The 17,137-nt window shown below is 61.3% G+C and carries 21 protein-coding genes; 11 read left to right on the top strand and 10 right to left on the bottom strand.

What is annotated here, in order from left to right:
• The first annotated feature begins 74 nt into the window (after positions 1–74).
• Positions 75–833 (top strand): SDR family NAD(P)-dependent oxidoreductase, encoded by a 759-nt coding sequence (locus AACV02_RS20245; RefSeq protein WP_106578491.1) that lies wholly within the window; start codon positions 75–77, stop codon positions 831–833.
• Positions 834–883: 50 nt separating this feature from the next.
• Positions 884–1,789 carry a LysR family transcriptional regulator gene (locus tag AACV02_RS20240; protein WP_106578490.1) on the top strand — a complete coding sequence of 302 codons (906 nt, stop codon included), beginning with the start codon at positions 884–886 and terminating at the stop codon, positions 1,787–1,789.
• On the opposite strand, the gene AACV02_RS20235 is transcribed toward AACV02_RS20240, so the two are convergent.
• Entirely contained in the window at positions 1,776–2,216 is a 441-nt protein-coding gene (locus tag AACV02_RS20235; RefSeq protein ID WP_106578489.1) for a multidrug/biocide efflux PACE transporter, read from the bottom strand. The two genes, AACV02_RS20240 and AACV02_RS20235, sit on opposite strands and share 14 nt — an antisense overlap.
• Before the next feature lie 88 nt (positions 2,217–2,304).
• On the opposite strand from AACV02_RS20235, the gene AACV02_RS20230 reads away from it, so the two are divergent.
• Positions 2,305–3,159, top strand: a complete 855-nt coding sequence (locus tag AACV02_RS20230; protein ID WP_119741536.1) for a LysR family transcriptional regulator — start codon at positions 2,305–2,307, stop codon at positions 3,157–3,159.
• Between the two features lie 144 nt (positions 3,160–3,303).
• Here the strand turns inward: AACV02_RS20230 and AACV02_RS20225 are convergent, their stop codons facing one another.
• On the bottom strand, positions 3,304–4,146 hold the full coding sequence (locus AACV02_RS20225; protein WP_119741534.1) for a LysR family transcriptional regulator: 843 nt from the start codon (positions 4,144–4,146) through the stop codon (positions 3,304–3,306).
• A gap of 111 nt (positions 4,147–4,257) precedes the next feature.
• Between AACV02_RS20225 and AACV02_RS20220 the strand changes: the two genes are divergently transcribed.
• Positions 4,258–4,983: an SDR family oxidoreductase gene (locus AACV02_RS20220; protein ID WP_106578486.1), complete on the top strand. Its 726-nt coding sequence runs from the start codon at positions 4,258–4,260 to the stop codon at positions 4,981–4,983.
• A gap of 129 nt (positions 4,984–5,112) precedes the next feature.
• Here the strand turns inward: AACV02_RS20220 and AACV02_RS20215 are convergent, their stop codons facing one another.
• Genes AACV02_RS20215 through AACV02_RS20200 form a run of 4 tightly spaced genes read right to left on the bottom strand, consistent with a single transcriptional unit; the run spans position 5,113 to position 7,643 of the window.
• The gene (locus AACV02_RS20215) at positions 5,113–6,336 is read right to left on the bottom strand and encodes an RNA polymerase sigma factor (RefSeq protein ID WP_119741532.1); all 1,224 of its coding nucleotides are present in this window, start codon (positions 6,334–6,336) and stop codon (positions 5,113–5,115) included.
• Positions 6,333–6,809: an SRPBCC family protein gene (locus AACV02_RS20210; protein ID WP_106578484.1), complete on the bottom strand. Its 477-nt coding sequence runs from the start codon at positions 6,807–6,809 to the stop codon at positions 6,333–6,335. The genes AACV02_RS20215 and AACV02_RS20210 overlap by 4 nt, the downstream gene beginning before the upstream one ends.
• 27 nt (positions 6,810–6,836) lie before the next feature.
• A complete protein-coding gene (locus AACV02_RS20205; protein WP_106578483.1) occupies positions 6,837–7,181 on the bottom strand; it encodes a YciI family protein in 345 nt (114 codons plus the stop codon).
• Between the two features lie 42 nt (positions 7,182–7,223).
• On the bottom strand, positions 7,224–7,643 hold the full coding sequence (locus tag AACV02_RS20200) for a YybH family protein (RefSeq protein ID WP_119741530.1): 420 nt from the start codon (positions 7,641–7,643) through the stop codon (positions 7,224–7,226).
• A gap of 147 nt (positions 7,644–7,790) precedes the next feature.
• Between AACV02_RS20200 and AACV02_RS20195 the strand changes: the two genes are divergently transcribed.
• Together AACV02_RS20195 and AACV02_RS20190 are read left to right on the top strand one after the other, a co-directional pair.
• The gene (locus AACV02_RS20195) at positions 7,791–8,279 is read left to right on the top strand and encodes a GNAT family N-acetyltransferase (RefSeq protein WP_106578481.1); all 489 of its coding nucleotides are present in this window, start codon (positions 7,791–7,793) and stop codon (positions 8,277–8,279) included.
• Positions 8,280–8,300: 21 nt separating this feature from the next.
• Entirely contained in the window at positions 8,301–8,906 is a 606-nt protein-coding gene (locus AACV02_RS20190; protein WP_119741528.1) for a pyridoxamine 5'-phosphate oxidase family protein, read from the top strand.
• 38 nt (positions 8,907–8,944) lie between these two features.
• On the opposite strand, the gene AACV02_RS20185 is transcribed toward AACV02_RS20190, so the two are convergent.
• Positions 8,945–9,427, bottom strand: coding sequence for a GyrI-like domain-containing protein (locus tag AACV02_RS20185; RefSeq protein WP_106578479.1), 483 nt, complete (start codon positions 9,425–9,427; stop codon positions 8,945–8,947).
• Positions 9,428–9,624: 197 nt separating this feature from the next.
• On the opposite strand from AACV02_RS20185, the gene alaC reads away from it, so the two are divergent.
• Complete coding sequence (gene alaC, locus AACV02_RS20180; RefSeq protein ID WP_106578478.1) at positions 9,625–10,842, top strand: alanine transaminase; 1,218 nt, start codon at positions 9,625–9,627, stop codon at positions 10,840–10,842.
• Between the two features lie 122 nt (positions 10,843–10,964).
• Here alaC and AACV02_RS20175 read toward each other — a convergent pair whose 3' ends face one another.
• Together AACV02_RS20175 and AACV02_RS20170 are read right to left on the bottom strand one after the other, a co-directional pair.
• Entirely contained in the window at positions 10,965–12,317 is a 1,353-nt protein-coding gene (locus AACV02_RS20175; protein ID WP_106578477.1) for a GntP family permease, read from the bottom strand.
• Positions 12,318–12,401: 84 nt separating this feature from the next.
• Positions 12,402–12,935, bottom strand: a complete 534-nt coding sequence (locus AACV02_RS20170) for a gluconokinase (protein ID WP_017139216.1) — start codon at positions 12,933–12,935, stop codon at positions 12,402–12,404.
• A 212-nt stretch (positions 12,936–13,147) separates the two neighbouring features.
• On the opposite strand from AACV02_RS20170, the gene AACV02_RS20165 reads away from it, so the two are divergent.
• A complete protein-coding gene (locus tag AACV02_RS20165; protein ID WP_164487999.1) occupies positions 13,148–14,179 on the top strand; it encodes a LacI family DNA-binding transcriptional regulator in 1,032 nt (343 codons plus the stop codon).
• A gap of 460 nt (positions 14,180–14,639) precedes the next feature.
• On the top strand, positions 14,640–14,879 hold the full coding sequence (locus tag AACV02_RS20160) for a DUF6124 family protein (protein ID WP_119741526.1): 240 nt from the start codon (positions 14,640–14,642) through the stop codon (positions 14,877–14,879).
• Between the two features lie 135 nt (positions 14,880–15,014).
• Here AACV02_RS20160 and AACV02_RS20155 read toward each other — a convergent pair whose 3' ends face one another.
• Entirely contained in the window at positions 15,015–15,890 is an 876-nt protein-coding gene (locus AACV02_RS20155) for a LysR family transcriptional regulator (protein ID WP_119741524.1), read from the bottom strand.
• A 109-nt stretch (positions 15,891–15,999) separates the two neighbouring features.
• Here AACV02_RS20155 and AACV02_RS20150 point away from each other — a divergent pair, with 109 nt between their 5' ends.
• Complete coding sequence (locus tag AACV02_RS20150) at positions 16,000–16,434, top strand: PACE efflux transporter (RefSeq protein ID WP_119741522.1); 435 nt, start codon at positions 16,000–16,002, stop codon at positions 16,432–16,434.
• Positions 16,435–16,493: 59 nt separating this feature from the next.
• Positions 16,494–17,126: a glutathione S-transferase family protein gene (locus AACV02_RS20145; protein WP_119741520.1), complete on the top strand. Its 633-nt coding sequence runs from the start codon at positions 16,494–16,496 to the stop codon at positions 17,124–17,126.
• Positions 17,127–17,137: the final 11 nt, after the last annotated feature.

The raw sequence follows: 17,137 nt of genomic DNA, 5'->3' as shown, positions 1-17,137 counted from the left end.
GATAGCGCCCTGTTTATCACGTTACAAGCGGACAAATACACTCTGTCCCGTTGATCACACACGAGGACTGCACCATGACTCGTAAAATCGCACTCATCACTGGCGCCAGCCGCGGCCTGGGCAAAAGCGCAGCGCTGCACCTGGCGGCACAGGGCGTCGACATCATCGGCACCTACCACAGCGCCGCAGCTGAAGCCCAAGCGGTGGTGGAACAGATTCAAGCGCTGGGTGGCCGTGCTGCCATGTTGCAACTGGATGTCAGCCAAAGCGGCACCTTCAATGACTTCGTCGGCGAGGTCAGCACAGTACTCAAGGATGTTTTCGCACAGGATCACTTCAATTTTCTGATCAACAACGCCGGTATCGGCGCTCACGCCAGCTTCGCCGAAACCACCGAAGAACAGTTTGACCGCCTGGTGGCCATCCACTTCAAGGCGCCGTTTTTTCTCACGCAAAAGTTGCTGCCGCTGATCAGCGATGGCGGGCGCATCATCAATATCTCCAGCGGCCTGGCGCGGTTCAGCCTGCCAGGGTATTCGGCGTATGCCTCGATGAAGGGCGCGGTTGAAGTGCTGTCGCGCTACCAGGCCAAAGAGTTGGGCCCGCGCGGCATTACCGTCAACACCCTGGCACCGGGCGCCATTGCCACCGACTTCAGCGGCGGCGCAGTGCGCGACAACCCGGACGTCAACGCAATGGTCGCCAACAACACCGCGCTGGGCCGTGCCGGTTTGCCAGACGACATCGGCGGCGCGATCTCGACCTTGCTGGCCGATGGCAGCAACTGGATCACCGGGCAGCGCATCGAAGCGTCGGGCGGCATGTTTCTGTAGGCATTGTGCGCTAGCATCAATGCCTTCAAGTCACAGACAGGCAATCACCGATGAGTTTCGATCCAGGTTTGGCCGGCGGCATGGGCGTATTGGCAGCCGTGGTCGACAGCGGCAGTTTTGCCCGCGCCGCCGACAGCCTGGACATGACGCCCTCAGGGGTCAGCCGGGCGATTTCGCGCCTGGAAAAGCGCCTGGGGATTCGCCTGTTCGACCGCACCACGCGCTCGGTGCAACTGACCGACGAAGGTCGACGCTTTTACCAGCAAATCGCGCCGTTGCTGGCCGGTCTTGAAGAAGCCGCCAGCTCCGCCGCCGACAGTGCATTGACCGTGCGCGGGCGCTTGCGGGTGAACATCGATCCGTACTTCTCGCGCCTGGTATTGGGCCCGGTGCTGGGCGATTTCATGCGGCGCTACCCGCAACTGCAGTTGGACTTGCACACCCGCGACCAACTCGGCGACCTGGTCGCCGACGGTTTTGACGTGGCAATTCGCTTCGGCATCCCACAATCCTCCTCGCTGATCGCGCGCAAACTGATGGAAGTGCGCGTGCTCACCGTGGCCTCTCCCGCTTACCTTGAGCAATACGGCCGACCGGCCACGCCACAAGACCTGGAAACCGGGCATATGTGCCTGGACTTTCGCGACTCGCAAACCGGGCGCCCGTTTGCCTGGGAGTTCCACCGCAAGGGCGAGCAGGTGATCGTGCGCACCGACGGTCGTTTGGTGGTCAACGACGCCAGCACGTTATACAGCGTGTGTGAACACGGGCACGCGGTGGCGCAAATGCTCGACCTGGGCCTCACGCCGGCGCTCGATGCCGGCAGCCTGGTGGAGTTGTTTCCCGACTGGCCGGACGAGCGTTTTCCGCTGTACGCCTACTACCCGTCGCGGCATTTGCCCGCCGCCAAGGTGCGGGCGTTTCTGGAGTTTGTCGCCTCGCTCAAGCTTGGCTGACCAGCCGCCGCTGTAAGAACTTTTCCCGCAGCACGTCATAGCCCCAGTGATACACATAGGTGTACGGCAGGAAGAACAGCAGCACGCCGATGTCGAGAATAAACGCCTGCATCAGGCTGATGTTCAGCCACGCGGCGATCAACGGCACGCACACCAGAATCAGGCCGCCCTCGAACATCAGCGCGTGCAGCACACGCGTCCAGCCGTTGTTGGCGAGCTTGCAGCGTGCCTTGAGGCGATCGAACAGGCCGTTGAAGATCACGTTCCAGGTCAGCGCCATCAGGCTGATTGCCAGGGTGACCATGCCCATCTCCAGGGCGGGCTTGTCCATGATCCATGCCAGCAACGGGGTACAGATCAACAACGCCAAACCTTCAAAACCAATGGCCTGGCAAACACGTTCAGTAATCGACTTGGTAGGGTTCATGACCCGGCTCCGTGAGTGACGACGGTTGCCATGATTACCCTTTGAATCGATACTTCATAACTAATAACCATCGATCAAGGCGATAGTCATGGCCTCTCATGAAGTGCTGCAGGCGTTTGTCCAGGCGGCCACCCAAGGCTCGTTTTCCGCCGCGGCGCGCAAGTTAGGCAAGAGCCAGTCCACCGTAAGCGCGGCGGTCGCGAGTCTGGAGATTGACCTGGACGTGGTGCTGTTTGATCGCAGCAGCCGCAAGCCAACGCTCACGCCCGCCGGCCATGTGTTATTGCAACGGGCCGAGCAGGTGTTGGAAGCCAGCAGCCGCCTGGAGCTGGCGGCGAGCCAGTTGGCAATGGGTTTGGAGCCGAAGTTGAGTATCGCCATGTCCGATACGTATCAGTCGGAGCGTTTCGAGCTCGCGCTTAAAGCGTTTGAACAACGCTACCCGGACCTGGAGCTGGAATGGCTGATCGCCGAATGCGAAGACCTGATCGCCCTGGTGCAAAGCGGCCGCGCGCAGATTGCCTTGATCGAAGCCCAGGAGGTTTACCCGCCCGACCTGACCCGCGCGCCCGTGGCAGAGCGTACGGAAATCGCCGTGTTCGTGGCCCCCACTCATCCTTTGGCCAACGTGCAAAACCTTGACCCGCAGGCCTTGCAGCAACACCGCGAATTGCGTCTGGCCAGCATCATCAACCCCAACGAAACCCGCCCGACCGGCCGTGTGTGGTCGGCGCCGAGTTTTCTGATGCTGATGGAAATGGCCCAGCTCGGTTTCGGCTGGGCGGCGCTGCCGCGCTGGCTGGTGGAGCGATTTGGGAATGCCGGGCTGGTGGAACTTGAGGTGCGCAGTTGGCCACGTTCGGTGGCGGTGGATGCGCTGTGGTCACGCCAGCACCCGCCGGGGCCGGCGGGGAGTTGGATGTTGGGGCAGATGTTGGAGTGATTACTTGCAGCCGATAGAGATCCAAATGTGGGAGCGGGCTTGCTCGCGAAGGCGGTGGGTCAGTAAAAAATGCGCTGACTGGCACACCGCTTTCGCGAGTAAGCCCGCTCCCACATTGGAACTGCTTCGAACAGGAGATTTGTGTCACGCCGCAGAGAGCTGTGGCGGCCGATTGTTCTGGAAATATTCATGCAGGGCGCGCAATGCAGGCAGCTCCAACGCCTGCGCGGCAAAGCACAACCCCACGCGCCGCGTCGGTGCCGGCAGGTGCCATTCGCGAATCACCACGCCGGCCCGTTCGGCCGCCATCGACTGCGGCAACATCGCCACGCCCACACCGGCCGCGACCATGTGCAGTGCCTGGGTCAACGAACCGGCATGCCCGGCCACTGCATGCGGCGAACGGCCGTACAGCGCCATCAAGCGTTGGTGCGAATCGTGTTGTGGGCAGGTGATCCAGTCCTCAATCGGCGCCCAGGCCTGCGCTTTACCGGCGTGTGCCATCGGGTGTGCCTCGGGCAATGCCATCACGTAGGACTCCTCCCAAAGCGGCAGGAACAGCTCGTCCTCGCAGCACATTTCCTCCACGGCCAAGCGCCCGTCGCCTTCGCAACCTTCCTGCAAGGTCAGCAGCAAACCCGGCAGGCCGTGGTGCGCCATACGCAGGAAAGTCTCGATCTGGCTCTCGGCAATATCGCCCTCCACGCCCAGCTCCAGGGCGATGCGGTTTTCGCGCCCGCGAAACAAACCGCTCAAGGCGTCCGCTTCAGCGACCATGCGCCGCGCCTGCGGGTACAGCACCCGGGCCTCGGCACTGACTTCTACACCCCGCGGTTGGCGCACAAATAACGCCACACCGAGTTCGTCTTCCAGCTGCTTGATGGTCACCGACAGCGTTGGTTGGCTGATAAACAAACGCTGGGCGGCCGCGGTGATGTTGCGTTCTTCGAACACCGCGAGAAAGGCCCTGAGGTGACGCACATCCATAGCTTTATCCGATGGCAGACAGAGGAATAAGGCATTTTTCAGCCTCGGCGGCGGTAAATATACTGCGCCGACCGTTCAGTTATCGATATTTCTTATTCCAGGAGTGCATTCATGAGCAAGCCACTGATCATCATCACCGGTGCCAGTTCCGGTATTGGCGAAGCCACCGCCCGCCTGTTGTCGGCCGCCGGCCACCCACTGCTGTTGCTGGCGCGGCGCATAGAGCGCCTGAACGACCTGGCGCTGCCAAACACCTTGAACCGCGGCGTCGACATCACCGACCGCGCCGCACTGGTTGCCGCCGTTAAAGAAGCCGAGGCGCAATTCGGCCCGGCCGACGCGCTGATCAACAACGCCGGGGTCATGCTGCTGGGCGCCGTCAGCGAGCAAGACCCGCAGCAGTGGGAGCAGATGCTCGACGTCAACGTGAAAGGCTTGCTCAACGGTATCCATGCGGTGGCCGGCAGCATGGTCGCGCGCAAGGGCGGCACGATCATCAACGTCAGCTCGGTGGCCGGGCGCAAGACCTTCCCGAACCATGTCGCGTATGTCGGCACCAAGTTCGCGGTACATGGGATTTCGGAAAACCTGCGCGAGGAATTGTCGCCAAGCAACGTGCGGGTAATCACCATTGCGCCGGGTGCGGTGGAAACTGAACTGCTCAGCCACACCACTGATGAGGCGATCAAGACCGGCTACCAAGCCTGGAAACAGGACATGGGCGGCACCGTGTTGAGCGCCGATGATGTGGCTTCGGCGATTGCCTACGCCTACCAGCAGCCGCAGCATGTGTGCATTCGTGAGATTGTGTTGGCGGCTACTCGTCAGCAGCCTTAACCGAAAAAACTGCAAACACCCCTGTTGAATGTGGGCGCAGGCTTGCCGGCGATGGCGAGGTGTCAGGCTGTCAATCTGTTGGCTGATACACCGTTATCGCAGGCGTGCCAGTGCCCACAGTGTTGATCCTTATGGTCTGATGGTTTTGAGTTCGGCCAGGCGCTGCTCTAAAAAGCGCTTTTCTGGGATTTGCTGAGTCAGTGACAGGGCTTTTTCGTACGAAGCACAGGCTTGCTCGGTACGCCCCAACTGCCGACAAAACTCCCCGCGCGCCGAATGTGCCCAGTGGTAATCCAGCAACTCGCCTCGCGCAAAAATCGCTTCCACTGCCTGCAGCCCTGCCCACGGCCCATCGCGCATGGCCAGCGCCACCGCGCGGTTCAACTCGATCACCGGCGACGGCACAGCCCTGAGCAACACGTCGTAGAGCCCGACAATCTGCGGCCAGTCCGTTTCCCCCGCGCTCGACGCTTCGGCGTGCACCGCCGCAATGGCGGCTTGCAGGCAATACGGGCCAAAACGCCGTGTGCTCAACGCCTGCTCCACCAGTGCGCAGCCTTCAGCAATCAAGGACGCGTCCCACAACCCACGGTCCTGTTCATCCAGCAACACCAACTCGCCGTCGGCCGAGGTGCGCGCCGCTCGGCGTGACTCGTGCAATAGCATCAGCGCCAGCAGGCCGATGACTTCCGGCTCTGGCAGCAGTTCCACCAGCAGGCGTCCCAGCCGAATGGCTTCGCGGGTCAGGTCCTCCCGCGTAAGGTTCGCGCCCATGGACGCCGAATAGCCCTCGTTGAACACCAGGTAAACCACGCGTAACACGCTGTCCAGGCGCTCGGGCAATTCGTCGCGGGACGGCACCTGATAGGGAATCCCTGCTTCGCGAATCTTGGCCTTGGCGCGCACGATGCGCTGGGCGATGGTGGTGGGCGTGGCGAGAAAGGCGCGGGCGATTTCTTCGGTGGTGAGGGCGCAGATCTCACGCAAGGTCAGCGCCGCCTGGGCGTCAGGCGCCAGCGCCGGGTGGCAGCAGGTGAACATCAGGCGCAGGCGGTCGTCTTCCACGTCGTCCTCATTCCACTCGGCCGCCTCCAGCGCGTCGGCCTGCTCCTGCAACAAGGGGGTAAAACGGGCCTGGCGGCGCAGGCGGTCAATGGCTTTGAAACGACCGGTCGAGACCAGCCAGGCGCGTGGATTGCTCGGCACACCGTCGCGCTGCCAGCGCTCGACCGCGACGAAGAACGCCTCGTGCAGGGCTTCTTCGGCGAGGTCGAAATCACCGAGCAAACGGATCAGCGTGGCGAGCACGCGGCGTGACTCGCTGCGGTAGATCGCCTCGAGTTCAGGCGTCAATCGGGCATGCCCTGGGTCACCAGCGTCACCAGGCGGTCGAGGCTCTGGCCCCAGCCGTCATGAAACCCCATGGCTTCGTGCGCCTGTTTATCGGCTTCGCTCCAGTGCATGGCGCGAGCGGTGTACAGCGTCTTGCCTTCGACCTCTTCGAAGGTCACTTCGGCGGTCATGAACGGCTTGCCCGACGGCACCCAGCCTGGCGCGTAAGCATCGGTAAACACCAGCCGGCTCGGCGCCTGGATCTCCAGGAAAACGCCTTGGGTCGGGTACTCGGCGCCATCCGGTGCGCGCATCAAGGTACGAAACAGGCCACCGACCCACAGGTTCATTTCGCACTCGGGCGTGGTCATGCCGTGGGGTCCCCACCATTGTTGCAACAAGGCAGGTTCGGTCCAGGCGCGAAACACACGGTTACGCGGGGCGTCGATCAAGCGGCTGATGGACAGTTCAAATTCGGCAATTGGCGTTGTCATGGGATAAACCTCTTGTGGTTGTTGTTTTCAGAGATTCAATTCACGCACGGGGCGTACTTCCACACTGCCGACCCTGGCTGCCGGTATGCCACCGGCCACCTGGATCGCTTCGTTCAAGTCCTTGGCCTCGATCAGGTAAAACCCGGCAAGCTGCTCCTTGGTTTCGGCAAACGGCCCGTCGGTGATCGACAACTTGCCATGGCGCATGCGCACGGTGGTGGCGGTGCTCACCGACTCCAGTGGCTCGGCGGCGAGCATGCGCCCACTGGCCTGGATTGCCTCGGCGTAGGCAAAACACTCAGGGTCCGCAGGGCTGTCCGGCGAGGTGTGCAACACCTGCTCGTCGCTATAGATCAGGCAGAGGTATTTCATGGGCGTCTCCGTTTTCGGACTACTGACTATAGTTGGTGGCGGTCAGGGTTTCAGGTCGAACAATGCGCTGCCGCTGCCCATATCGAAGGGCGCCGACCAATGCTCATGCACCACGCGCCATTGACCCTCGATGCGCTGGTAACCGGCGGTCACCCGCATCCAGCACGCCTTCACCACGCCATCGGGCCCGGCGCCGCCGCAATGGGCCAGCCAATGGGCAAACGCACTCTCTGGGGCCTCGACGATATGCAGCTCATGAAACTCGAAAATACCCGGGCCGGGGCAATGCTTCATGCAGTCTTCCCAATGCGTGCGGTAGGCCGCCCGGCCCTTGAATTGCAACGCAGTGACGGCGTCGAACGCGACGACATCGTCGGCGTAAAAGCTGACAATTTTATCGATATCACGGGCCAGCACGGCCTGCTGCCATTCATCGATCAGACGGGTGATTGCAGTGCTCATGGCGATACTCCTGAGGGTGGAAAATCACGAGGGACACCCTTAGTCGAACGCGCTTTGGGTAAATCGACAACGCGCTGAAAAATAATTTCGCCACGCGCAAACCCGCTAGAATCCACGCCTCTTTGTAGGATTTGGTATGCGCCCTCGATGGAAACTCGCCTCGTGCCCTATGAGACGCTGAGCCTTGTGCAAAAACAGCAACTCGACACCCTGCAAGTGCATCCCGAGCAACTGGCGTATTCAGGCGATATCTACTGCGCACTGAACAGCCTGCTGGTCAATCCCAGCCCCAACGCCATCAAAGGCTTCGCCCTGCTCGCCGATGACGTTCCCGTCGCTTTCCTGCTGCTTAAACGCCCGCCCTGCCTGCCTCATTGGGCCGATGAACACAGCGCCACACTGCATGCGTTGCAGGTTGATCGGCATCAGCAGGGGCGTGGGTTCGGCAAAGCCTGTTTGCAGGCGCTGCCGGCGGCGGCCCTGCAAGCGTGGCCGCAGATCAAAGCGTTGGAGTTGTCGGTGGACGCGCAGAATGTGGCGGCGATGGGCCTGTATCTGGCGGCGGGCTGGGTCGACAGCGGCGAGGCGTATAAGGGCCGGATTGGCCATGAGCGCCGGCTGGCGTTAGTGTTTTGAAACGATAAGGAGGTGGTGAACATGCTGACAACCCTGGAACAACTCGAAACCCTCTACGGCCTCCCCCACGAGCGGGCAGTGCGCAAGGAGATCCCGTTTCTCAACGAGGATTACCAGGCCATGGTGCGGGCGTCGCCGCTGGTGGTGGTCAGTTCATCCGGGCCGGAGGGCATCGATGGCTCGCCGCGCGGCGATGTGCCAGGGTTTGTGCGGATTGTGGATGAGCGCACCCTGGCGATCCCGGATCGGCCGGGCAATAACCGCCTCGATACCCTGCGCAACCTGGTGCAGGACCCTCGCATCGCATTGCTGTTCATCATCCCGGGCATTGGCGAGACCTTGCGCGTGAATGGCCGGGCGCAAATTTGCATCGAGCCCGAGTTGCTGGAGAGTTTTGCGGTGAATGGCAAGCCTGCGCGCTCGGTGATTCTGGTGCAGGTGCAAGCCGCGTATTTCCATTGCTCAAAAGCGTTTGTGCGCTCGGACTGCTGGAACCCCGAGAAGCACCTGGACCGTTCGGCATTGCCGTCGGCCGGGGCGTTTCACAAGCGGCTCAATGATGGGCAGTTTGACGCCGAGGCGTATGACCGGGAGATGCCGGAGCGGGTCAAGGCCACGCTGTATTGAAGGATCTGTGGGGCCGGAGCGCCGGCCCCTGTGATTCATCAGGCTTTCTTTTCGACCGGCATCCAGATCTCGACGGAACCCGTGCCTTTGCGTGCATCAAAATCCGCGCTGTAGCGCTCGAAATCCGCCCCGGCCACCTTGTAGCCCGAGTGTGGCAACCACTCGAACATGATGCGCTCGTAGGTCTGCTCAAGCGCTTGCACCGGGCCGTGGTGCGCGAATACCGCGTAATGGCGGGCAGGCAATTCAACCGACTGGAAATTGCTGGGTACATCGCTTTTGGCCGGCACTTCAACGCCGGCCAGATAGTCGAACTCGCCTTGCTTGGCGTTGTAGCACACGCCGTATGTCTGGCGGTCAACGCGCTTGCTGATGTCTTTGATGTTGTTGTCGAGCACTTCCCACAACTTGGGAATGTCCCCCACGGTGGCTTTGTCGTAATGGCCCTTGAGCCCGGCAATCACCAGGGCTTTGCCCTCTTCCAGGCGTGGCTGCAACGGTAATTTTGTCTGCTGATCCATCTGAACAGTCTCCTTCTTGTGAGGGCACAAACCCGCATCGAGTATAGGGGCTTATTGACGCCTCACCCCAATCAGAAATTTTTCCTGCGCCATCTGGACAACTGGCCATCATCGACCGTATTGTCTGCCCCGCAGGCCACCGCAGTGGCCGACGTCGCTCGGACGGTTCCGGGCGCTTACGTACTCTTGAGGCAACAATGGCAGACCAAGGTTCGCCGCGCCGCTTTGCGCGCATAGATCGACTCCCCCCTTACGTTTTCAATATCACTGCCGAGCTAAAGATGGCTGCGCGTCGGCGCGGCGAAGACATCATCGACTTGAGCATGGGTAACCCTGACGGCGCCACGCCTGCACACATCGTGGAAAAAATGGTCACCGTCGCCCAGCGTGAAGACACCCACGGCTACTCCACCTCCAAAGGCATTCCGCGTCTGCGCCGGGCGATCTCGCGCTGGTACAAGGACCGCTATGAAGTGGACATCGATCCGGAAACGGAAGCCATCGTCACCATCGGCTCCAAAGAAGGCCTGGCGCACTTGATGCTCGCCACCCTCGACCAGGGCGACACCGTGCTGGTGCCCAACCCGAGCTACCCGATTCACATCTACGGTGCCGTGATTGCCGGTGCCCAGGTGCGCTCGGTGCCGCTGATTCCGGGGGTGGATTTTTTCGCTGAACTGGAACGCGCCATTCGTGGCTCGATCCCCAAGCCGAAGATGATGATCCTCGGCTTCCCGTCCAACCCCACCGCGCAGTGCGTGGAGCTGGACTTCTTCGAACGGGTGATCGCCCTGGCCAAGCAGTACGACGTACTGGTGGTGCACGACCTGGCCTACGCCGACATCGTCTACGACGGCTGGAAAGCCCCGTCGATCATGCAGGTGCCGGGCGCCAAGGACATTGCGGTGGAGTTTTTCACCCTGTCCAAGAGCTACAACATGGCCGGCTGGCGCATCGGCTTCATGGTCGGCAATCCGGAGCTGGTCAACGCGCTGGCGCGCATCAAGAGCTACCACGACTACGGCACCTTCACCCCGCTGCAGGTGGCGGCGATTGCGGCGCTCGAAGGCGATCAGCAGTGCGTCAAAGACATCGCCGAGCAGTACCGTCAGCGCCGCAATGTGCTGGTCAAGGGCCTGCATGAACTGGGCTGGATGGTTGAGAACCCGAAGGCGTCGATGTACGTCTGGGCCAAGATTCCCGACGCGTATGCCGCCATGGGCTCGCTGGAATTTGCCAAGAAACTGCTGCTGGAAGCCAAGGTGTGTGTGTCGCCGGGCATCGGCTTTGGTGAGTATGGGGACGATCATGTGCGCTTTGCGCTGATCGAAAACCAGGACCGCATTCGCCAGGCGGTGCGCGGGATTCGCGGGATGTTCCGCGCGGATGGGCTGGTTGCCAAAACCGGGTCATAACTCGGTCAACACTGTGGGAGGGGGCTTGCCCCCGATAGCGGAGTGTCAGTCACTGCATTGGGTGACTGGTCCACTGCCATCGGGGGCAAGCCCCCTCCCACATTTGTTTTGCGGTGAACCTGTTACACCACCATCGACAGCAACATGATAAAGATCAGCGCCACCACCGACAGGATGGTCTCCATCGCTGTCCAGGTCTTGAACGTCTCGACCACGGTCATGTTGAAGTACTGCTTCACCAGCCAGAAACCCGCATCGTTGACGTGAGACAACACCAGCGAGCCTGCGCCCGTCGCCAACACCAGCAGCTCACGGTTAACCCCTGGAATCATGCCCACCACCGGCACCACGATGCCTGCGCCGGTAATGGTCGCCACGGTCGCGGAGCCAGTCGCCACGCGAATCACTGCCGCCACCAGCCACGCCAGCAAAATCGGGTTGATCTGCGCGTTCACGGCCATGTGGCCGATCACATCACCCACGCCGCTGGTCACCAGCATCTGCTTGAAACCGCCGCCGGCCCCGATGATCAAAATGATCGCAGCGGTCGGCGCCAGGCTGGCGTCGAGCAGCTTGAGGATCTGCTTGGAATGAATGCCCTGGCGATGGCCAAAGGTGTACAGCGACAACAGCAACGCCAGCAGCAACGCGGTGATCGGGTGACCGATCATGTCCATCCAGTTACGAATGGCGTGGCCGTCCGGCAGCGCGACGTCAGCGAAGGTTTTGAGCAGCATCAGGAACACCGGCAGCAGCACGGTGATCAGGGTAATGCTGAAGCTCGGCAGGTCTTTGGACTCCGGCTCGCGGGCCAGTTGATCAACCAGTTCCTGGGACGGGTTGCCCGGAATGTACTTGGCGATAAACGTACCGAAAATCGGCCCGGCAATGATGGCGGTCGGCAGTGCGACGATCAGGCCGTACAGGATGGTCTTGCCGATGTCCGCGCCAAACACGCCGATGGCCAACAGCGGGCCCGGGTGCGGTGGCACCAGGCCGTGAACGGCCGACAGGCCGGCGAGCAGCGGGATGCCGATTTTGATCAGCGACACGCCGGTGCGGCGCGCAACGATAAACACCAGCGGGATCAGCAACACAAAACCGATCTCGAAAAACAGCGGGATGCCCACCAGGAACGCGGCGAACATCATCGCCCACTGCACTTTCTCTTTGCCGAAGGCGCGGATCAAGGTCTGCGCGATCTGATCGGCGCCGCCGGACTCGGCCATCATTTTGCCGAGCATCGTGCCCAGCGCGAGGATGATGCCGACAAAGCCGAGCACGCCGCCAAAGCCGTCCTGGAACGCCTTGATGATCTTGTCCACGGGCATGCCCGAGGTCAGGCCGAGGAAGCCGGCCGCGATGATCAGTGCAATGAACGGGTGCACCTTGAACTTGGTGATCAAAAAGATCAGCCCGATGATAGTGACCACTGCATCTAGCAGCAGGTAAGACTCGTGGGACATGCCAAACATGGGGGGTCTCTCCTGTTTGTTGTTGTTATTAAAGCGGGTGTTGAATTTCCTGCCGGGGATAGCGCTATCTTTTCCGGCAAAAAATTAATGGGTTGGTTCAAAGCCGTGTTGCAGCCACCAGGCATTGGTTTGCTCGGCCAGGTCCTCGACGCTGTCTTCGCTGGCGTTGAGCGCCAGGGTCAGCGGCTCGCCCACGGGCGATTCAAGGGTGGCGAACTGGCTGTCGATCAGGCTGGCCGGCATGAAATGGCCGGGGCGATGGGACACGCGGTCGGCGGCCACGGCGCGGGTCAGCTCCAGGAATACAAAGCCCAGGCCCGGCGCGGCTTCGCGCAGGTGGTCGCGGTATTTTTTCTTCAGCGCCGAACAGGTCAGCACCGGATGCTCGCCGGCTTTGAGCGAGCGACGCAGTTCATCGCACAGGATGTCGAGCCAGCCGGCGCGGTCGTCGTCGTTGAGGGGATGGCCGGCGCTCATCTTTTCGATGTTCGCGGCGGGGTGAAAGCTGTCGCCTTCGATGGCGGTGGCGCCGTTCAGGCGGCACAGGGCTTCGCTGACGCTGGACTTGCCACAGCCAGAAACACCCATGATGACCAGGGCGGTAACAGGTTGACTCATGAAACACCTCAGGACGCAGATAGCGCTACCTTCGCACGCTGTAAGGCTAGTGCAAAAACAGGCTTTTCCCGCGCCGACTTGTCATTTTTATGGAGTGACGCGTGCATCCTCTCCAACACCGTTGAACCGGATCAGGCAACCCTGCGTTCAAGAATTTGCAGCCTTTTGGAGACAGCGCTACCTTAGTGCCTCGATTTTTGTTTGGCAACCGCCTGATGACCTCCAAGAACGATAAAAATACCCGCACCACCGGTCGCCCGACCCTCAATGAAGTAGCCCGCCTGGCCGGCGTCAGCCCGATCACCGCCTCCCGCGCCCTGCGTGGCATCAGCACCGTGGCCACCGAGCTGGTGGAAAAAGTGCAATTGGCCGCCGCCGAACTCAACTACGTGGTCAACCCCGCCGCCCGCGCCCTGGCCTCGGCGCAAAGCCATTCGGTGGTGGTCATCGTGCCGTCGCTGTCCAACCTGCTGTTTATCGAAACCCTGGAAGCCATCCACCAAGTGCTGCGGCCCAAGGGCTTTGAAGTGCTGATCGGCAACTCTCACTATTCGCGCGACGAAGAAGAAAACCTGTTGCGCAACTACATGGCCTACCAGCCACGCGGGTTGCTGCTGACCGGCTTTGACCGCACCGAAAGCGCGCGCCGGATGGTCGAGGCGAGCAATGTGCCGTGTGTGTACATGATGGACCTGGACCCGAATGCCGGCGTGAACTGTGTGGGCTTCTCGCAATTGGCCGCGGGTGAAACGGCGGCGGCGCATCTGATCTCACGTGGGCGCAAGCGCCTGGCCTACATCGGCGCGCAATTGGACCAGCGCACGTTGCTGCGCGGCGAAGGTTTCCGCCGCGCGCTGCAACAGGCCGGCATGTATGACCCGGCGCTGGAATTGCTGACGCCGCGCCCCTCCTCCGTGGGTTTGGGTGGCGAGTTGTTTCTGCAGTTGCTGGCGGCGCATCCGGAGGTGGATGCGATTTTCTTCGGCAACGACGACCTGGCCCAGGGCGCACTGCTCGAAGCCCTGCGCCACGGCATCAACGTACCGGAGCGCGTGGCCGTGCTGGGTTTCAACGACTTGCCCGCCTCTTCTTTCATGGTGCCGCGCTTGAGCAGCATCAGCACACCGCGTGAAGCGATTGGCCGGCGTTCGGCGGAGCATCTGTTGACGATCATGGCCGGCAACAAGATCGCCAAGCCGGTGGTGGACATGGGCTTTGAGTTGCAAGTGCGCGAGAGCACCTGATTGTTGAAGGCCAGACACACTCAACGTGTGGGAGCTGGCTTGCCGGCGATGGTGGAGTGTCAGGCAACGATGTGTTGACGGACTCACCGCTATCGCAGGCAAGCCAGCTCCCACCTTTTTTACCGTGCCCGCTTGAGATGTAGGACGCCTGTAGGACGCGGCTGACATTGCGGTCAGCGCCTTGCCCGGCTGCCTACGCTTACGTCAGAATCCGCCGGCTTGTGCGCTTGGGTGGTGGTCTTTAAGGTTTGCCGGTCGCTGAATTTCTCGGTGATCGGGTTTAGTAGCCCTACTTTTGGACACTCTTAGTGCATGAGCCTCATCTGAGTTTGATGGCGGCTGTGCGTAGGGCATCTTCGGGTGCGCCGGCTTTGAGTGTCCACCGGTCTACTAACCTGCGTACAGCTGCCACCCCTCGTTTAGTAGCGATCCGGCGGCGGCCTGTTTCCAGGACGCTCAAATGATCAAAGAAACTGAGAAACCGGAAACTACTCTTTTCACCATCACACCCGATACACCCATCGAGTCCCTACTGATCAACAGCTACGAAACCGTGTGTTCCGTCAGCGCCTTGTTGCTCGACCTGTCCGATGACCTCACTGGCAAGCACCGCGACATAGCCCTCGCCATTCACCAATTGAGCGAGCTATCAGTGCTCATGGTAGGCAAAGCCATGGACCAGCACACACCGCGCACCTAACGCCCCGCTCGGTTTAAAAATGTGGGAGCTGGCTTGCCTGCGATGGCGGCGGGTCAGCTACAAATGGGCTGACTGACCCGCCGCCTTCGCGGGCAAGCCCGCTCCCACCTTTACCGTGCCCACTTGAGGGCGGGGTTAATCCGCTGAAGCCAGCATGTTCACCAATGCCGACGCCCCCTTATGCAACGGCTGATTTTTCAACCACACCGCATTCACCACCATGGCCAGCCCGTTCTCGATGTTCTTGAAGTTCAAGCGCCGCAAGCGCCCCGCCGCCAACAACGGCGCCACCACCGACTGCGGGAAGTTGCCCCAACCCAGCCCGGCTTCCACCATTTCCAGCGCCATGCCCAGGGTGTCGGTCCGCCAATAGGATTGCCCCACCAGTGGTCGACAATCGCTGAGAGGCAAGTCCCGGCCGGCCACCAGAATCTGTCGCACCCGCACCAAGTCTTCCAAAAACGGCTCACCGCCCGCCTGGGGGTGGCGCGGGCTGATACAGGCCATCAGTTGCTCGCTGCCGACAAACTGAAACCGCTCCAGCACATTCACGCTCAAGCCCGCATACGCCAGGCACAGCTGTACCCGGCCGCTGTGCAGCAGCTGCAAAGCGTCATCTTGCGGGGCGGTCAGCACTTCGATATCAAGCAACGGGAATTGCTCACTGAGCTCGCCAATGGCGGCCAGCAGGCGGCGCGTATTGATGTCGGCGCCCACGCCAATCGACAGCTTGCTCTCCAGCCCTTGGGACAGCTGCAACGCATGCACCTGCAATTGCTTAAGTTGCTCGGCCATCAGCCGTGCATGGGGAATCAACGCCAGCGCCAGGTCGGTGGGCACCGGCTCGCGGTGGCTGCGATCGAACAACGGGTAGCCCAGCTCGGCTTCAAGGTTGGCAATGCCCATGCTCACGGCTGAAGGCACCTTGCCCAACGCCCGCGCCGCCGCCGAAAACGAGCCACGCTCCACCACTGCCAAGAACAACTGGACACTGTCACTGGTAAAACTCATCGCGCCACCTATCAATAAAACTGAAATCTTCTGACTTTTAGTATCAGCCAAACTGACGCTATCGTCTGCGCCCTCTGACGTTCCTGTCACGTAAAAAAGAGGAAGTGCTATGCAAGGCGTGAAACGCAAACTGGTGTATGTGTCGCTCTATGAGCTGATCGGCATGACCTTCTCGGCGCTCGGGCTGGCGCTGCTGTCGGGCACTCACCCGTCCAGCACAGGGCCGTTGGCTGTGGTCATCACGACCATCGCGGTCACCTGGAATTTCATCTACACCTCGCTGTTCGAGCGCTGGGAAAGCCGTCAAGCCGACCGCACGCGCACCGTCAAACGGCGGATTGCCCACGCGGTCGGGTTTCAACTGACGCTGATCGTCTTCCTGATTCCGCTGATCGCCTGGTGGATGAAGGTCAGCCTGGTCCAGGCGTTTGTGCTGGACCTGGCGTTGATCCTGTTCATTCCCTGCTACACGTTTGCCTTTAACTGGCTGTTCGACCGCACCTTCGGTTTGCCCGCGTCGGCGTTGCCGGCCACAACCGCGTAGCGTCGAAGGTTTACCCCTGATAGATTCCCATGGGTCATCTCCATCGTCAGGGAAGTACCATGGGACACTCACTGAAAATCCTCGGCCGCACGTCCTCCATCAACGTGCGCAAAGTGCTCTGGACCTGCCAGGAACTGGGCATCGACTACGTGCGCGAAGACTGGGGCATCGGTTTCAAACCCACCCAGTCGGCCGAATTCCTCGCCCTGAACCCCAACGCCCAGGTGCCGGTGCTGATCGACGACCACGGCGTGCTGTGGGAATCCAACACCATCTGCCGCTACCTGATAGGCCTTTACCAACGCCACGACCTGTTGCCCGCCGAACCGGCGCCACGCGCTCGGGTCGAGCAGTGGATGGACTGGCAAGCCACCGAACTCAACCGCGCCTGGGGCGATGCGTTCACCGCCCTGGTGCGCAACAACCCGGACGGTCTCGACTCGGCGCAGATTGTCGCCGCCGTGCGGGTATGGAACGACAAGATGGGCCTGCTGGAGCAACAGCTGGCCAAGACCGGCGCCTACGTGGCTGGCGACGAATTCACCCTCGCCGATATCCTCATCGGCCTCTCGGTGCATCGCTGGCAGAACACCCCCATGGAGCGCCCGCCCTACCCCGCAGTGGCGGCCTACTACCAGCGCCTCAGCCAACGCCCGGGCTTTCAGACCTTCGCCCTCGGCGGTCATAACTGAAACAAGGACAC

Source organism: Pseudomonas sp. Larv2_ips (assembly GCF_963879675.1).
In the GTDB taxonomy this organism is placed as follows: Bacteria; Pseudomonadota; Gammaproteobacteria; order Pseudomonadales; family Pseudomonadaceae; genus Aquipseudomonas.
Note: the sequence above shows the minus strand (reverse complement) of the source record. Positions and strands in the feature narration are given on the sequence as shown.

Excerpts from the sequence above, each read along its gene's own strand:
- alaC (WP_106578478.1), top strand. The coding sequence starts at position 9,625 with ATGGCAGACCAAGGTTCGCCGCGCCGCTTTGCGCGCATAGATCGACTC.
- AACV02_RS20170 (WP_017139216.1), bottom strand. The coding sequence starts at position 12,935 with ATGAGTCAACCTGTTACCGCCCTGGTCATCATGGGTGTTTCTGGCTGT.
- AACV02_RS20225 (WP_119741534.1), bottom strand. The coding sequence starts at position 4,146 with ATGGATGTGCGTCACCTCAGGGCCTTTCTCGCGGTGTTCGAAGAACGC.
- AACV02_RS20145 (WP_119741520.1), top strand. The coding sequence starts at position 16,494 with ATGGGACACTCACTGAAAATCCTCGGCCGCACGTCCTCCATCAACGTG.
- AACV02_RS20240 (WP_106578490.1), top strand. The coding sequence starts at position 884 with ATGAGTTTCGATCCAGGTTTGGCCGGCGGCATGGGCGTATTGGCAGCC.
- AACV02_RS20245 (WP_106578491.1), top strand. The coding sequence starts at position 75 with ATGACTCGTAAAATCGCACTCATCACTGGCGCCAGCCGCGGCCTGGGC.
- AACV02_RS20190 (WP_119741528.1), top strand. The coding sequence starts at position 8,301 with ATGCTGACAACCCTGGAACAACTCGAAACCCTCTACGGCCTCCCCCAC.
- AACV02_RS20220 (WP_106578486.1), top strand. The coding sequence starts at position 4,258 with ATGAGCAAGCCACTGATCATCATCACCGGTGCCAGTTCCGGTATTGGC.
- AACV02_RS20195 (WP_106578481.1), top strand. The coding sequence starts at position 7,791 with ATGGAAACTCGCCTCGTGCCCTATGAGACGCTGAGCCTTGTGCAAAAA.
- AACV02_RS20200 (WP_119741530.1), bottom strand. The coding sequence starts at position 7,643 with ATGAGCACTGCAATCACCCGTCTGATCGATGAATGGCAGCAGGCCGTG.
- AACV02_RS20235 (WP_106578489.1), bottom strand. The coding sequence starts at position 2,216 with ATGAACCCTACCAAGTCGATTACTGAACGTGTTTGCCAGGCCATTGGT.
- AACV02_RS20185 (WP_106578479.1), bottom strand. The coding sequence starts at position 9,427 with ATGGATCAGCAGACAAAATTACCGTTGCAGCCACGCCTGGAAGAGGGC.
- AACV02_RS20210 (WP_106578484.1), bottom strand. The coding sequence starts at position 6,809 with ATGACAACGCCAATTGCCGAATTTGAACTGTCCATCAGCCGCTTGATC.
- AACV02_RS20230 (WP_119741536.1), top strand. The coding sequence starts at position 2,305 with ATGGCCTCTCATGAAGTGCTGCAGGCGTTTGTCCAGGCGGCCACCCAA.
- AACV02_RS20160 (WP_119741526.1), top strand. The coding sequence starts at position 14,640 with ATGATCAAAGAAACTGAGAAACCGGAAACTACTCTTTTCACCATCACA.
- AACV02_RS20175 (WP_106578477.1), bottom strand. The coding sequence starts at position 12,317 with ATGTTTGGCATGTCCCACGAGTCTTACCTGCTGCTAGATGCAGTGGTC.
- AACV02_RS20150 (WP_119741522.1), top strand. The coding sequence starts at position 16,000 with ATGCAAGGCGTGAAACGCAAACTGGTGTATGTGTCGCTCTATGAGCTG.
- AACV02_RS20205 (WP_106578483.1), bottom strand. The coding sequence starts at position 7,181 with ATGAAATACCTCTGCCTGATCTATAGCGACGAGCAGGTGTTGCACACC.
- AACV02_RS20155 (WP_119741524.1), bottom strand. The coding sequence starts at position 15,890 with ATGAGTTTTACCAGTGACAGTGTCCAGTTGTTCTTGGCAGTGGTGGAG.